Below are 14,342 nucleotides of genomic sequence, written 5' to 3'. Positions count from 1 at the left end.
AGCAGCACGAGGATTCACTCTATCCATTCAACAGAGCCTTTGCGGTGTCTTCATCCGTAATCAGCACATCAACCCAGTCACCAGTTAAGGCTGCTTTAATGCCCTTCACTTTATCCTTTCCACCCGCTGCAGCAATCTTTAAAGGAATCCTTTTTAGATCCGACACCTCCAGCGACAATACTCGTTTGTTCCATTCACAATCCACTAATGCGCCCACTTCGTCGATAAAGTTATAACAAATATCGCCGACGATCGTCCCATTGGTAAACTCAAGCTTCATGCCCTCTTCTTTCGCAAGATAAGCTTTTGTCATGGTCGAATAGACGGGCGTCCCACCGATTCCCACCAAAGAAATATCAGCATTTCTTGCTTTTTTAAACACATTTTTTATAAAGGATTGATTCAAGAAGACCTCTCGAGCCTCTGCTGAATCCACCGTGATTGGCGCATGTAATTCCACTGCAACTGCACCACACTTACTTGCGAAAAGTTCACAAAGAACATTGGCTTGTAAAGTTGCGTGTTCTCTGCCTAGTCCACCTACTAAGGGGATAAAGCGCACATTTGGTAAATGGTTTTTTGCAGAAAAATTGACGGCTGCTTCATGGATCGTAGTTCCAGCAGAAATCGCAATCGTCGCATCTGCTTTAGTGATGCGCGTCAGGTATTTTGCTGCCGCAATGCCTAATCGTTTGTTTAAAGATTCTTCTCCGGTTGATGGAACACAAATGACCTCTTTTAGTCCATATTGTCGCTGAATGTTTTGTTCAAGTTGTTGAAATGGGTGCAGCAATTCATCATGGATGATGATTTCTACTAATCCTAAACTACGTGCTTTCGCTAAATACTTAGAGACCAGTGAGCGGCTGATACTAAACTTTTTGGCGATTTCTTCTTGTTTTGCTCCTTCGTTGTAATACATTGATGCCAATTCTACAAGTAATCGTTTATCATCCGAGTAGCCCATTTATTTTTCCTCCAATAGTATAAATACTTTATTACTATTGATTTTAACACGTTTTAAAACGGCGATTTTCAAAAAAGAATTACGCAAATGTGCTATCTTGTAATTTTCTAAGCTTCCAGACGGTTGTTGATTGGTCTAACTCCACATCGTCTTCTGTCAAAAATGTGCCTGCTTCGATGGTGCGTTTTGCTACTACTTCTCCTGAAATCAAACCAATCGGGATATGTCCTTCTGTTGTCATGTCGGCATGGGTTTCTAAAACTCCACGCACACAATATCCGCCGATCCCATCTAAACGCTCTCCTGGTTTAATTGTCTTTTTCGCAACAGCTACTGTTTCAGAAATTGGTGCCCCTAATGGAACGATCGCATGATCTTTTTGCAAGACAGCTTTTGCAATGGTGATTGGTGTTTCTAAGCTTGCTAAGTGGAAGGGTCTATACAAGAGATGATGATCTCCTTCTTTTTGCATCAAATAATTCAGTTCATGTTTGACTCCTTCATTTTGACCTTTGACGATTACAAAAACACCTGGAGCCAAGCCATCGACATATTCTACAACCCCAAATTTATTCAGTATGCCACCCTTTTCTTGCAGGTTCAAATCCTTCAAAACGGACTCTTGATCACCAGCAACGCCGTGCATCCCTACTTTATCCGGGACAAAGCCAATCGCATTTGACAGTAAATTCATTTCAGCCATCGTCTTCGTACCGTCTTTAAAAGCAGCAAGCATATGAGAAGCCATTTTTTTCGTCTTTGCTTCTTCCTGGCAAGTATCTGGATTAGCGGCAATGTTAAGTTTGTTATTTTTCCCTTTCCCTGCTACTAAAACTTCCATCCCCATAGACTTGGCAAATTCAAAAAGTTCGGTTGTCGCTGCCGGCTCGTCTCCATCTGATCCGGTATACACTAAACCGGCAGTCCGATAAAGCCGATGCATCAAAGGACCGATCGTAATATCAATTTCAACATTTAGTAGAACAAGGTGTTTTTTAGCTAAAAGCGTCTCCATCGCAATTTTTGCACCTACTTCAGGTACCCCAGTCGCATCGACGATCACTTCAACGTCTTCTGAGTAGATCACCTCTTTGAAATCAGTAACTGTTAGAATTTCATGTTGGCTTGTGGAGGAAGCACGGTAAGCTTCCGCCGCACTTTGTGCAAAATTTAACCGAATATCACTGATCCCTGTTACAGCCATTCCCGGGATCGTCGCGATCTGTGCAATCATTCCAAAGCCCATTTGACCTGCACCGATTACGCCAATTTTGATTGGCATTCCGTGATCTTCTCTCTCCAATAATTGTTGATAAATAGTCATTCTCAGCTCTCCTTTAACAAAATATATTTCACGTAACATATGATACACCCTTATACTAGTAGGCCAAGATTCCCTTGTCAACGCTTCCAATAAAATTCAGCTGCGAACGATGCATCTTTACCTAACGTTCCCTTTTCTTCACAAACTTAACATATGTTCCAACATGAAGAATATGTGAATTTCATATTGACTTTCACAAATTCACAATTTAAGCTTTTCTTATAAAGCGCTTCCAAACAAATTGAGAAATGAGGGATTACTTGATGGAGGAATACAAGGAACTTGTTTTATTGTTAGCCGGTTGTTGGTTCATTCAGATTTTCTTGTCCTACTTGCAGCACAAAAACTATGGGAAGGAAATAAACGAATTAAAAAAACGAAATACTGGTTTTTTGGGTGTAGGAATCTCAAAGGCAAAATTTAACCTAGGTCGCGGCATCGTCCTGCTAGTCGTTACAGATGAACAGGATTGTATCGTGACTTATAAAGAAATGGCTGGCATCACGATCTTTGCCCGGTTTAAAGAACATCAAGAATTTATCGGAAAGAAAACAACGGAAACAATGCCATTACTTGCTAATAAAAGAAGGAAAGCTGCTTTTGAACAAGCAATTCAATTGATTCAATCTGAAAAAAATCGACTGGAGGTAGTGTAAATGGATTTCCTAGTAATGATTGCTGAAAATTTTATTGGTATTTTTGATGCTGGTGGGGAAAACTTAGTGGGTTTGATCACTGGTATCTTACCAACTTTGATTGTTTTACTCACATTCGTCAATGCACTGATTGCATTGATTGGGGAGGAACGCGTTTCCAAGTTCGCTCAAATCTGTACCCGAAATATCATTTTACGCTATAGTATTTTTCCGCTTCTCGCTGTTTTTTTCCTTACGAACCCAATGTGTTACTCCTTTGGGCGTTTTTTGAAAGAAAAGCAAAAACCGGCTTTCTACGATTCAGCTGTTTCTTTGGTCCATCCCATCACTGGCTTATTTCCCCATGCAAATGCCGGTGAATTATTTGTTTGGACTGGTATTTCTTCTGGTTTAACTACTTTAGGCTTATCCACCATGCCGTTAGCTGTCCGCTATTTTCTAGTCGGTCTTGTTGTTATCACCATTCGAGGCGTTGTCACAGAATTATTAACGAAACTGATGTGGAAAGAAACCACTGAATGATGTTCATTGGAAAGAGGAGGAAAAACAATGTCAAAAACGGTTATTGTCAAACATGGAACGAAGGGTTGGGGTGGTCCACTAACGCTAGAACCCACGACTGAAAAAAACGTCGTTGCTTCCATCACAGGCGGAGGTATCCATCCAGTGGCGAAAAAAATTGCTGAACAATTGGGTGTGGAAGCAATCGACGGATTTAAAGAAAAAGTGGAACCAAGTCAAATGATCTGTGCGGTTGTTGATTGTGGAGGGACTGCCCGTTGCGGTGTCTATCCCAAATTAAATGTCTTGACCGTCAATCTCCATCCTACTACTCCTTCAGGTCCGTTAATGAAATTTATCAATGAAAAGAATTTTGTCTCAGGCGTCACCATAGATGACGTTTACAGCTCTGATGAAGCAATGACAGAATCTTCGGTAACAAGCGAAAAAGTGGAAGAACCAACACCTACTAAAAAAGAACAGGTCACTGCTGCTAAAGCAAAAGTCGCTGAATCACAAGGAGGGCTTCTAGGTTTCATCAATCGCCTTGGTCGTTCCGTCGGCAACATTGTGGGAATCTTTTACCAAGCGGGTCGTGATACGATCGAAATCGTAATCAAAAATATTCTTCCCTTCATGGCATTTGTCAGTATGTTAGTAGGGATCATCAATTATACAGGCATTGGCGACATCATTGCTAGCGGTGTCACTCCCTTATCTGGTAGTATCGTTGGTCTCGTGATCTTATCTCTTATTTGTTCAATTCCAGTTCTTTCACCCGTTCTAGGCCCAGGTGCCGTCATTGCTCAAGTCGTCGGCGTATTGTTAGGAGTAGAGATTGGCAAAGGCACGATCGCTCCCGCCATGGCACTACCCGCTCTTTTTGCAATCAATTCTCAAGCCGGTGCAGATTTTACCCCTGTCGGTCTCACATTAGCCGAAGCTGAGCCTTACACCGTAGAAGTCGGTGTCCCTGCCGTTTTGTTCTCTCGCTTACTCACTGGTCCCTTAGCAGTGATTCTGGCTTGGTTAGCTAGTTTTGGGTTATATTGAGGAAGTCGCCTATTTATTCGAGTATCTTGCTAAACTTACAAAAAGACCAATCTAGCGTGGTTACTAGATTGGTCTTTTCCTGTTAAAAAGCATTTTTCTTCCTTTATGTTAAAAATCGTAGTACAGAAGATAGGAAAATAAATATTCTCTTTTCCTTTCTTTCCCCCTTCATTTGATGAATAATAGAGAAAGATCGAGTATATAAGATGATACTAGATAGTTCAAATTCTCTTTTTTTACTAGAGAAAGATCGATACAAATAAAAAACAAAGTGAAGAAAAAAATACCTTTGCTTATTATCTTAAGTTTAAAAATAATATTGTTATAAAAAGTCCAAACCCAACTGTAAAAACATTTTGACACTTGATTTCAAGGCATTGTCAAAGACATTTGATCGTTAAAAAGCAGACATTGGCCTACACTAATGGTAGAAGGAGCGGATAAAATGAACTTAAGCAAACAAATAAAAAAACATCGGGAACGATTAAGTCTCTCTCAGGAAGGGCTGGCAGAAAAACTTTATGTCTCCCGACAAACGATCTCAAATTGGGAGAATGAAAAAAGTTATCCTGATGTTCACAACTTATTATTGCTCAGTGTTCTATTTGATGTTTCTTTAGATGAATTAGTCAAAGGGGATGTTGAACAAATGAAAGAAACGATTGAGAAAACAGCAATGGATCGCTACACGAAAATAATGTTGGTCTTTACATTGTTGGCCGCATTATCTGTTGGGCCTGCTCTCTTTTTACCAGGACACTGGTGGATTGCCCCGCCTCTATGTTTTTGGCTCGTCTCCATGTATGCCGCATTGAAGATCGAAAAAATCAAGAAAACCCAAAATATCAAAACGTATAAAGAGATCGTTGCCTTCATGGAAAATCAAGACCTCGATGCCATTAGGAAAAAGCGGGACATCAAAAAAGATTTCCTCTCAAAAACAGTCATCGTCTTGGTCTTTGCCTTGATTGTCGGCATCATCGCATGGCTTAGTACACTGCCGCATTTACTGATGCGCTGATCAAAACACAGGTTGAAGCTGCTTTTATGATGAAGCCGCTTCAACCTGTGTTTTTTTCAATTCAATGATCTCATCCGCATAAACCAAGTTTTTCGGACGATGGGTAATCATGATGACTAGTTTATTTTTTAATTGGTCTTTGATCGCTGCAAAAAGCTTTTCTTCTGTTGCTTCATCTAAAGCCGATGTGGCTTCATCAAGGACAATGACTTCTGCGTTTGTGAAAAACAATCGGGCAAAAGCGATCCGCTGTTTTTCCCCACCAGAAAGGTTGGCTCCTTTTTCTCCAATTTCAGTAGACAGTCCTCCCTTGAGTGCCTGATAGAATGCGCCTAATTGACATTTTTCTAATACCGCTATGATTTCCTCGTCTGCGATTTCCTTATCAAAAATGATATTTTCTTTCAGCGTTCCTTGGAATATTGGCGCATCTTGCGATAGATAAAAGACATGCTGATAGTAATCATTTAAGTTGTAAGCAACTAAATTTTTGTGATTAATCAGGACCGCACCGGTCGTCGGCTGATACAAGCCTAAAATCGTTTTGACCAGCGTTGATTTTCCTGCGCCGCTTTCTCCTACTAACCCATAAATCGCTCCCCGCTTCAGCTCCAGTGTGCTATCGGTTAAGATTTTCTTTTCTTGAAGTATGACGGATAGATCCTTAACTGTGATGTAGTTGATGGTTTCAGACAATGCATCTCCTTGTGTTAATGCTTTGTCCTCTGGCAGATAGAAAAATTCATTTAACCGTGCAAAGGCAACTTTATCTAAGCTGTATTGAACAAAAATCACGTTAAATATTGCAACAGGCGTGTAGATTCGATCCACATAAATAATCAATGCTGCTAAACCACCCAAGCTGACCGTAATCTGATTTGTAAATGCCAATACCACAATTGCGACTTTGATCAATGCGACTAAAACTGCAAAAAAACCAAAGAAAAACTCATGGATCATCGTCATTTTCGTCAAACGTTCTGTTGTATCAGCAGACATATTTTTATATTGTGCGATCTCTTTTTCAAACCGTTTATTGATCCGAAACGTGACCATTTCCGTTAATCCGCGGATAAAGGTGCTGTTCATGGCTTCTTCTGAAACTAGCGCATGTTCTTTGAGAGAGCGTAAAACTTTCAAAAGCAAATTGGTCACGATAAACACCATTAGATAGCCCACAAGGATCGCTGGAATCAACCTTTTATCGATCATAGCAATAAAAGCTAAGTTAAACAGTGTTTCGGGAAGCAATTCTTTAAACAAGCGTCCATAAAAATTCAAATGGATATTTCTACCCGCCGCTGCTCCCGCTTCAGTTTTCTGTAAGAGTGCTCCAGAGCCAATCTGCAAGTATTCAGAATAGGCAATCTTACTGATTTTCACTAAAGCTTGTTCTTTGAGATAGAAATACATGCTGTTGTGCAATTTCGTTTTGGGTTTCTGCTCGAGATAGGACAAAAGCGGTACCAGTACAAGCGTTAACCCATAGATAAAAATAACTGACCAATCAAATGTCTTGCCAAATGAATCGAGTAATTTTTGAAAATAAAAGACATTCGCGGCACTCAAAAATGAGACCGCAATTCCAATCCCAATATATACCGTCAATCCTTTTTTAAAATGCCGCCATAAATCAATCGCCATCGTAAGCTCCTTTTGCTGCAGTGTTCGTGGAAAAGTCGTGAGATAAATAAAATAACCGCTTTCAAAAAGTATAATCTATTTTTCGCTTAATGGAAAGAAACGTATGAAAGATAGTGAGAAACCATTCCTCGGTCATCGAGAAAAACAAAAAAACCGGCTCTATAATTTATGGGACTGATGAATCAGAATTGATTCTTCAGTCCCATTTTCATTTTAGGTATTAAAAAACATATCGTTCTCTAGTATGATTAAATCACCACAAAATAAACAACTGAGAGGACGATATGCTATATGAATGATTCTATCAAAAAAATGCTGAGAATAATAGAGAAAGATTTGATGATTATAGAGGTCTCTTACGAGACCCTTCAGAAGAAAAAGACGTTGGTCGTCGATGCTGTTCTCTCGCCTACTCCTCGTGCTTGTAGAAGTTGTGGTTCTACTGTGGTAGATGGAAACGGGAAAGCAATTATAGTGAAAAATGGGAAGAAGGAAACGATTGTCCGTTTTGAACAATACAATCATATGCCTTTGGTTATGCGCCTAAAAAAGCAGCGCTATACCTGTAAAAACTGCCGAACCCATTGGACTGCTCAAAGTTATTTTGTCCAACCCAGACATTCAATCGCAAATCATGTTAGATATAAAATTGCTTCTTTACTGACTGAAAAAGTATCTTTATCTTTTATTGCGAAAAGCTGTCAGGTATCTTTGACCACCGTTATTCGTACATTGAAAGAGTTTAAAAGCTATTTACCAAAGCAATCTAAGAAGATTCTCCCCAGAGTATTGATGGTTGATGAATTTCGTTCGCATGCTTCCATAGAAGATAAAATGAGCTTTATTTGCGCAGATGGCGAAACAGGAAAATTAATAGATGTTTTGCCTACGCGTAAATTACCTCGATTAACAAGCTATTTCTTAGGTTGTACCAATCCAGAAGAAGTAGAATTCTTGGTGACAGACATGAACGCCGCCTACTTCCAGCTCACCAAACGTGTTCTGCCAAATGCGAAAGTAGTGATTGATCGGTTTCATATTGTCAAACACATGAATCAAGCGTTCAATGAGTTGCGTATCCGTGAAATGAATGAACTTCGTAAAGCCGGACAGAAAAGCCAGGCAGAAAAACTGAAAAAGAACTGGCGCTTTTTGCTAAAAAATCGTGCAAACATCAACCATTATGAATACAAAACATGGAAAAGTTTCCGAGCACCAAAATACCCATTTCTTACTGAAGCAATGATGATTGATCGATTGCTTGAGTTTTCTACGCCCCTGAAGGAGGCGTATCCCTTTTTTCATGAATTAGTTGAAGCCTTTCGAGACAAAGACCCTGACTTATTTTTCTGCATATTGGCAGAACTTCCCGAAACGTTAGATGACGGCTTTCGGGAGAAGCTTCAAAACCTTCTGACTTATGAAGAAGGCATCACCAACGCAATGATCTATCCTTATTCCAATGGAAAAATAGAAGCGAAGAATACCCACATAAAGACAATGAAACGAGTATCCTACGGATTTAAATCATTCGAGAACATGAGAATTAGAATCTTTTTGATCAATCAATTAATCAATGTAAGATAACAAAAAATCTGAGCCAGAATGTGGTTCATTCTGACCCAGATTTGATTTTGCACAACTCATCAGTCCTTATTGACAAAGAGCCAAAAAACCCCGCTCAAAGAGCGGGGCTAACGTTGTTGCCAACGATTGATTATTTGTTTAAAGCGTCTTTTGCTTGGTCAGCTAATGCAGTAAATGCTGTTGCATCGTTTACAGCCAAGTCAGCTAACATTTTGCGGTTGATGTCGATTTCAGCTAATTTCAAGCCGTGCATCAATTTTGAGTAGCTTAAACCATTCATACGAGCCGCTGCGTTGATACGAGCGATCCACAATTTGCGGAAGTCGCGTTTCTTTTGACGACGATCGCGGTATGCGTAGTTGTATGAATTCATTACTTGTTCTTTTGCTGTTTTAAATAGAGTGTGTTTAGAACCGTAGTAACCTTTTGCTAATTTAAGCACTTTTTTACGACGTTTACGAGTTACTGTTCCACCTTTAACACGTGCCATGTATAATTCCTCCTAATATGAAAATCGATAATTGTTTGTATACGTGAAGCTTGGGTTACGCAATTATTTCATGCGTGCTAGTTGTTGACGGATACGTTTGTAATCGCCAGCTGAAACCATTGAAGCTTTACGCAATTGACGACGTTGTTTTTTTGTTTTGCCGTGGAAACGGTGACTGGTAAAGGCACGGAAGCGTTTCAATCCGCCGCCGCCAGTGCGTTTTACGCGTTTTGCTAATCCGCGGTGTGTTTTTTGTTTTGGCATAACTAATTTCCTCCTCAAAATCTTTCGTTATCTGACTTTAAACTGAAACTCAGTGAGTCATTATTTATCGTTTTTTGGTGCTAATACTAAGAACATACTGCGGCCATCCATTTTTGGCTTTTGCTCAACAGTTGCCAAATCAGCAGTTTCTTCCGCCAAACGATCTAACACTTTCTGACCAATTTCTTTATGGGTAATGGCACGGCCTTTGAAACGGATCGAAGCTTTCACTTTGTCCCCTTTTTCAAGGAATTTACGTGCATTACGCAATTTTGTGTTGAAATCATTGACGTCGATCGTTGGACTTAAACGAACCTCTTTAATGTTGATTACTTTTTGTTTCTTACGAGCTTCACGGTCTTTTTTCTGTTGCTCAAAGCGGAATTTCCCGTAATCCATAATTCTTGCTACTGGTGGCTTAGCATTTGGTGCCACCAATACCACATCAAGGTTTGCTCGTTCTGCAATTTGCAATGCTTCAGCTTTACTCTTTACACCAAGTTGTTCGCCGTTTTGATCAATCAAACGCAATTCACGTGCACGAATGCCGTCGTTTACCATCATATCCTTTGCTATGGTCATTCACCTCCGAGTTTTTTGAGAGAAAGAAAAGCTTGTCGATTCGAAATCAGACAATAAAAAAACGAGTTCTTCACGAACCCGCACGTACTCCACACAAATAAATGGTAGGAATCCTATTCTGCCCAGCGATATCTTCACTCAGGCGAGAAGCGGGTGCTTCTGCTTTTATTTCTCAACTTTTATAGTATACTGCTTTTCCCTCTTATTGTCAACAGTTTTCATGATTGTTTCAAAAAAAAGCCGGAGCATACGCTCCGACTTTTGTGTTTCTTATTCTGCTTTCAACGCAGCCATCGTGATGTAGTTGTATGGTTGGTTAAAGTGAGGCAAGAAGAAGATATCTAATAGCTTCATCTTGTCGATCGTTACGCCTTCTTCGATCGCTAATGAGAACATGTGGATGCCCATTGCGATTTCAGATGTACGTGACGCCATTTGCGCACCAACGATGCGGCGTGTTTCTTCTTCATAGACGATGCGGATCTTAACTGTCGCATTTTCTTTCATGAAGCCTGGTTTTTGGGTATCTTCGTAATCAGAGTATTTCACTTTCATGCCATTACGTTCGGCAGCTTCTACTGACAAGCCCGTTGAAACCATGTTGTAGCCGAAGATCGAAATCCCGTTTGATCCTTGAACACCCGTTGATTCTAAAGAAGTTCCGCCGATATTATGGGCAGCGACGATCCCTGAACGTACGGCATTCGTTGCTAATGCGATATAAGTGGTTTGTTGCAAAGCATTTGAGTACACAGTTGCACAGTCACCGACTGCGTAAACATCTGCATCGCTTGTCCGTTGATGGCGGTCCACTAAGTACGCGCCGTTAGCAAACAATTCCAAATGATCTTTGCCTAACTCGTTGTTTGGTAAGAAACCGATCGCGTTGATCACTAGGTCAACTGGGTATTCGCCGTTGTCTGTTACAACTGCTTCTACTTTCTCTGTTCCTTTGTATTCACGCGCTAATTCACCGAAATGCAATTCAATGCCATTGTCAGCTAAGTTTTTGTCCATATCTTCTGTGAACCATTTGTCGTAGTAGTTTGGCAATGCCCGTGTCGCTGCATCAAAAAGCAACACATTTTTGCCACGGCGTTTTGCTGCTTCAGCAATTTCAACACCGATGTAACCAGCACCGATAACGGCAACGTTTTTCACGTCTTCTGAGGCTAACTCTTGATCAACCGTTTGTCCGTCTTGGAATTTTTTCAAGAAATGGATGTTTTTCAAGTCACGTCCAGGTACTTTGGGTGAGATCGGAACAGATCCAGTTGCGATGACAACTTTGTCATAAGATTCAACGATCGTTTCACCTTCACTGGTCACAGCGTGTACTTCTTTTTTCTCAAAATCGATATGGTCAACCACTGTTTCCATATGGATTTTTGCACCTTTTGCTTCAAAATCTTCACGTTTTGTATAGAACAAGCCTTCGTATGAATCGATTTGACGTCCAACCCATAAAGCAGTCCCACAACCTAGGTAGCTTAAGTTTGTATTACGGTCGATCATTACGACCTCTTGGTCTTTGTAGTTATCTAATAATGTATTGGCAGCAGCAATCCCCGCGTGGTTTGCACCGATAATAACTGTTTTTGTCATGGAAAATTTCCTCCTTTTGTTTACATTGTCATTATAGCTCGCTTGTGAATTTGAAAACTATCAACTTTTTCGCGATTTTAAAAATTTGTGACAGTTTTTCGTTGATATACGTCACTTTCAGCGGGTTAAGTTTCTATATCAAAATTATTTTTGTCTTGCAAGTAAAAAGATTGTGAAAAAATATGTATTCAAAATCAAAGGTTTTCCTTGTTATAAAAGCATTCTGCAAACCGATTGAATAAATTTCACAATGCCCCACCGCTTTTTCGTAACTATCGCGGCATCGATTCGCCGTGTTATACTGAGAGAAAAACATACAGGATGGGATCTTGATGAAGAAAAAAATCGTATTGCCACTACCGCCCTTATTGTCGGCATTAGAGCCACAGGATTTTTATTTAGAAGAAGAACTGCTTTTCGAAGGGGGGGTGTTCGAAGGCGATGATTATAGCTATGATACTTGCAAAAACCTTATCTTGAAGCAATGTCATTTCAAGAAAGTGACGATGCAAAAAACACGCTTGAGTCAATGGGAATGTCAAAATGTTCTCTTTGAGAACTGCGATTTTTCTAATCTGGAATGTTTTGGTGCCAGCTTTCATCGCGTTCACTTTAAACAGTGTAAATTGACTGGTACGAATTTTGCGGAAAGCTATTTCCGTGACTGTACCTTTGAAGATTGCGTGGCAAACTTTGCTTCTTTTAGCAATACCAATTTACGGACGATGCTGTTTCGTCAGTGCCAACTAAACGACAGTGAGTTTTATGAGATGGATTGGAAACACTTGACGCTACAAGAAAACCAGTTGAACAATAGCAACTGGTTTCACACAAAATTAGCAACTTTAGATTTTCGGACCAATCAATTTCAAAAGGTCGCGTTGTCCTTTGAACACTTGCGAGGACTAACAGTCGATCAAGAACAAGCCTTGGTCATCGCCGCCGGTCTAGGTTTGGTGATCGACTAACGAATTCTGCGCCATAAAGCAATCAACATCCAGACGGATAACACTAAACTGATCAACAAGGCAATACCCCAACCGAAAATACTATTGGTAAAAGGCAGCGGAACATTCATGCCAAAGAAACTGGTGACGATGGAAGGCACAGTCAATAAGAGGGACCAAACGGTCAAAAACTTCATAGTATCATTCAAGTTATTGTTTAATAGATTATTGTAGGTACCAGACAATTGTTCCAAAATTTGGAATGCCAGTTGGGTCATTTCCACTGCCTGTTTGGCTTCGATCAAGGCATCATCCAGTTGTTCCCGCTCATCATCATCCATCAAACGATAAATGGATAATGCTTTGATTTGCTCCAAGAGGACCGCATTTTGTTTCGTGGCAGACACTAAAAAAACCAGTCCAACTTCCAAATCAGACATTTGCAGTAAGTTTTTATTGGTTGTTTTTTCCCGTAGTCGCTGATTCAAGCGAATCCGCTCACTATTGACTTCTTCGACTAACGGAAAAAACGTGCCAGAAATCAAGAACAAGCTTTGAAACAAAAAATGAATGGGCGTTTGCAGCGGGTTTTGCAGGATCAAGCGCTCCATCATTGGAATCACATAACGGGTATTGTGGGATGCAAATGTAAAGAGTTGCTTCCTTTTTAAAATAAACGTCATCGGGCTGGTCTCAAAATGATTTTCACGCTTTTCTTGCTGAGGTACATTGAAAACCAGCAGCAATGCTTCCTCTTCGGCATCATATTCGACCCGCGCGCGTTCGTTTTTATCTAAAGAGTACGTAAGCATCTCGTCAGACAAATGATATTGTTTTTGCAGTGCCATCACGCTTTTTGCGTCTTGTTGGTCGACTTGAATCCATTCATAGTTTCCGTCATAAAAGACATGTTTGTTTTCCACAATCCATCCTCCACTCTTGCTTTCTTCTATTATAAAAGAAAACAGCCAGAAGCCCAATCAAAGGACTTTCCTGGCTGTATCAGCTATTACTTATTTACGGGCGTCTTTCAAGGCCTCTTCCACCATCGTTAAAACGGCCTGTGCCGCTTGCGGGTCTTCGACAAAATTGAATTGATCGCCATCGATCTGGATCTTTGGACTCTCATTGTACTCTTCGTACCATTGATCGTAGCGTTTGTTCAACTCTTTGTAGTAGTCGTATAACGAAGGATCAAAGGTCAACTGCTCATATTCCCGCCCACGTTTTTCAATACGCTCGAGCATCGTTTCAAAAGAAACGCGAATATGCACCAAAAGATCTGGATGCTTTTTGTGAGCTGCATACGGCAGCTCTTCTAACATATTGGCTAACAATTCATCATAGACTTTGACCTCGGTATCGGTCGCTCGCCCAAGGTCCGCATTTAAATGGAACAACAGTGAATCCTCATAAATGGAACGGTCCAGGACGTTATTGTCGTCTTTCATGGCTTGCTTGATACTTTCAAATCGTTTATTTAAGAAATAGATTTGCAGTAAAAACGCATATTTATTTGGATCTGCATAAAATAATGGTAACACTTCATTGTCATCGATCGATTCATAAAAGGCTTGACTGCCAAAATGATTGGCGATCAATGCGGTCAAACTTGATTTACCGGCACCAATCGTTCCTGCTAATACGATCACGCTCATATCCCCCAACTCACTCATCACTAAATATTGTATGTTGCATTTG

15 protein-coding genes and 1 other annotated feature are annotated in these 14,342 nt (G+C 40.3%); of the genes, 6 read left to right on the top strand and 9 right to left on the bottom strand.

Going from position 1 to position 14,342, the window contains the following annotated elements; translation table 11 throughout:
* Positions 1 to 19 precede the first annotated feature (19 nt).
* Together IGI89_RS07595 and IGI89_RS07590 are read right to left on the bottom strand one after the other, a co-directional pair.
* On the bottom strand, positions 20 to 967 hold the full coding sequence (locus tag IGI89_RS07595) for a sugar-binding transcriptional regulator (RefSeq protein WP_074536801.1): 948 nt from the start codon (positions 965 to 967) through the stop codon (positions 20 to 22).
* Positions 968 to 1,046: 79 nt separating this feature from the next.
* Complete coding sequence (locus IGI89_RS07590) at positions 1,047 to 2,291, bottom strand: NAD(P)H-dependent oxidoreductase (protein WP_074536802.1); 1,245 nt, start codon at positions 2,289 to 2,291, stop codon at positions 1,047 to 1,049.
* A gap of 263 nt (positions 2,292 to 2,554) precedes the next feature.
* On the opposite strand from IGI89_RS07590, the gene IGI89_RS07585 reads away from it, so the two are divergent.
* The 4 genes from IGI89_RS07585 (at position 2,555) to IGI89_RS07570 (ending at position 5,522) form a co-directional block, all read left to right on the top strand.
* Complete coding sequence (locus IGI89_RS07585) at positions 2,555 to 2,947, top strand: transcriptional regulator GutM (RefSeq protein WP_194188211.1); 393 nt, start codon at positions 2,555 to 2,557, stop codon at positions 2,945 to 2,947.
* Entirely contained in the window at positions 2,948 to 3,469 is a 522-nt protein-coding gene (srlA, locus tag IGI89_RS07580) for a PTS glucitol/sorbitol transporter subunit IIC (protein WP_438735498.1), read from the top strand.
* 27 nt (positions 3,470 to 3,496) lie between these two features.
* Positions 3,497 to 4,501 (top strand): PTS glucitol/sorbitol transporter subunit IIB, encoded by a 1,005-nt coding sequence (srlE, locus tag IGI89_RS07575; RefSeq protein ID WP_074536805.1) that lies wholly within the window; start codon positions 3,497 to 3,499, stop codon positions 4,499 to 4,501.
* Between the two features lie 445 nt (positions 4,502 to 4,946).
* Entirely contained in the window at positions 4,947 to 5,522 is a 576-nt protein-coding gene (locus IGI89_RS07570; protein ID WP_074536806.1) for a helix-turn-helix transcriptional regulator, read from the top strand.
* A gap of 24 nt (positions 5,523 to 5,546) precedes the next feature.
* On the opposite strand, the gene IGI89_RS07565 is transcribed toward IGI89_RS07570, so the two are convergent.
* A complete protein-coding gene (locus IGI89_RS07565) occupies positions 5,547 to 7,166 on the bottom strand; it encodes an ABC transporter ATP-binding protein (protein WP_438735497.1) in 1,620 nt (539 codons plus the stop codon).
* Between the two features lie 291 nt (positions 7,167 to 7,457).
* Here IGI89_RS07565 and IGI89_RS07560 point away from each other — a divergent pair, with 291 nt between their 5' ends.
* The gene (locus IGI89_RS07560) at positions 7,458 to 8,753 is read left to right on the top strand and encodes an ISL3-like element ISEfa11 family transposase (RefSeq protein ID WP_429972316.1); all 1,296 of its coding nucleotides are present in this window, start codon (positions 7,458 to 7,460) and stop codon (positions 8,751 to 8,753) included.
* 130 nt (positions 8,754 to 8,883) lie between these two features.
* On the opposite strand, the gene rplT is transcribed toward IGI89_RS07560, so the two are convergent.
* The 4 genes from rplT to nox form a co-directional block, all read right to left on the bottom strand.
* Positions 8,884 to 9,243, bottom strand: coding sequence for a 50S ribosomal protein L20 (rplT, locus tag IGI89_RS07555; protein WP_003128653.1), 360 nt, complete (start codon positions 9,241 to 9,243; stop codon positions 8,884 to 8,886).
* 63 nt (positions 9,244 to 9,306) lie between these two features.
* Positions 9,307 to 9,507 carry a 50S ribosomal protein L35 gene (rpmI, locus tag IGI89_RS07550; protein WP_003128650.1) on the bottom strand — a complete coding sequence of 67 codons (201 nt, stop codon included), beginning with the start codon at positions 9,505 to 9,507 and terminating at the stop codon, positions 9,307 to 9,309.
* A 60-nt stretch (positions 9,508 to 9,567) separates the two neighbouring features.
* Positions 9,568 to 10,089 carry a translation initiation factor IF-3 gene (gene infC, locus IGI89_RS07545; protein WP_005228103.1) on the bottom strand — a complete coding sequence of 174 codons (522 nt, stop codon included), beginning with the start codon at positions 10,087 to 10,089 and terminating at the stop codon, positions 9,568 to 9,570.
* A 47-nt stretch (positions 10,090 to 10,136) separates the two neighbouring features.
* Positions 10,137 to 10,260: a sequence feature (ribosomal protein L20 leader region), on the bottom strand.
* A gap of 99 nt (positions 10,261 to 10,359) precedes the next feature.
* A complete protein-coding gene (nox, locus tag IGI89_RS07540; RefSeq protein WP_438735496.1) occupies positions 10,360 to 11,694 on the bottom strand; it encodes a H2O-forming NADH oxidase in 1,335 nt (444 codons plus the stop codon).
* 332 nt (positions 11,695 to 12,026) lie between these two features.
* On the opposite strand from nox, the gene IGI89_RS07535 reads away from it, so the two are divergent.
* On the top strand, positions 12,027 to 12,662 hold the full coding sequence (locus tag IGI89_RS07535; protein WP_438735495.1) for a pentapeptide repeat-containing protein: 636 nt from the start codon (positions 12,027 to 12,029) through the stop codon (positions 12,660 to 12,662).
* On the opposite strand, the gene IGI89_RS07530 is transcribed toward IGI89_RS07535, so the two are convergent.
* The gene (locus tag IGI89_RS07530; RefSeq protein ID WP_008379505.1) at positions 12,659 to 13,564 is read right to left on the bottom strand and encodes a magnesium transporter CorA family protein; all 906 of its coding nucleotides are present in this window, start codon (positions 13,562 to 13,564) and stop codon (positions 12,659 to 12,661) included. The two genes, IGI89_RS07535 and IGI89_RS07530, sit on opposite strands and share 4 nt — an antisense overlap.
* Before the next feature lie 90 nt (positions 13,565 to 13,654).
* Positions 13,655 to 14,299 carry a deoxynucleoside kinase gene (locus tag IGI89_RS07525; RefSeq protein ID WP_008379503.1) on the bottom strand — a complete coding sequence of 215 codons (645 nt, stop codon included), beginning with the start codon at positions 14,297 to 14,299 and terminating at the stop codon, positions 13,655 to 13,657.
* Between the last annotated feature and the right edge of the window lie 43 nt (positions 14,300 to 14,342).

Origin of the sequence: Enterococcus sp. AZ141 (genome assembly GCF_051714385.1) — a bacterium.
Taxonomy (GTDB): domain Bacteria; phylum Bacillota; class Bacilli; order Lactobacillales; family Enterococcaceae; genus Enterococcus_D; species Enterococcus_D entomosocium.
This window is presented reverse-complemented; position numbering and strand designations above follow the sequence as displayed.

What these genes read in the sequence shown, in the direction of transcription:
- IGI89_RS07595 (WP_074536801.1), bottom strand. Translation starts at nt 967, where the DNA reads ATGGGCTACTCGGATGATAAACGATTACTTGTAGAATTGGCATCAATG.
- IGI89_RS07590 (WP_074536802.1), bottom strand. Translation starts at nt 2,291, where the DNA reads ATGACTATTTATCAACAATTATTGGAGAGAGAAGATCACGGAATGCCA.
- IGI89_RS07585 (WP_194188211.1), top strand. Translation starts at nt 2,555, where the DNA reads ATGGAGGAATACAAGGAACTTGTTTTATTGTTAGCCGGTTGTTGGTTC.
- srlA (WP_438735498.1), top strand. Translation starts at nt 2,948, where the DNA reads ATGGATTTCCTAGTAATGATTGCTGAAAATTTTATTGGTATTTTTGAT.
- srlE (WP_074536805.1), top strand. Translation starts at nt 3,497, where the DNA reads ATGTCAAAAACGGTTATTGTCAAACATGGAACGAAGGGTTGGGGTGGT.
- IGI89_RS07570 (WP_074536806.1), top strand. Translation starts at nt 4,947, where the DNA reads ATGAACTTAAGCAAACAAATAAAAAAACATCGGGAACGATTAAGTCTC.
- IGI89_RS07565 (WP_438735497.1), bottom strand. Translation starts at nt 7,166, where the DNA reads ATGGCGATTGATTTATGGCGGCATTTTAAAAAAGGATTGACGGTATAT.
- IGI89_RS07560 (WP_429972316.1), top strand. Translation starts at nt 7,458, where the DNA reads ATGAATGATTCTATCAAAAAAATGCTGAGAATAATAGAGAAAGATTTG.
- rplT (WP_003128653.1), bottom strand. Translation starts at nt 9,243, where the DNA reads ATGGCACGTGTTAAAGGTGGAACAGTAACTCGTAAACGTCGTAAAAAA.
- rpmI (WP_003128650.1), bottom strand. Translation starts at nt 9,507, where the DNA reads ATGCCAAAACAAAAAACACACCGCGGATTAGCAAAACGCGTAAAACGC.
- infC (WP_005228103.1), bottom strand. Translation starts at nt 10,089, where the DNA reads ATGACCATAGCAAAGGATATGATGGTAAACGACGGCATTCGTGCACGT.
- nox (WP_438735496.1), bottom strand. Translation starts at nt 11,694, where the DNA reads ATGACAAAAACAGTTATTATCGGTGCAAACCACGCGGGGATTGCTGCT.
- IGI89_RS07535 (WP_438735495.1), top strand. Translation starts at nt 12,027, where the DNA reads ATGAAGAAAAAAATCGTATTGCCACTACCGCCCTTATTGTCGGCATTA.
- IGI89_RS07525 (WP_008379503.1), bottom strand. Translation starts at nt 14,299, where the DNA reads ATGAGCGTGATCGTATTAGCAGGAACGATTGGTGCCGGTAAATCAAGT.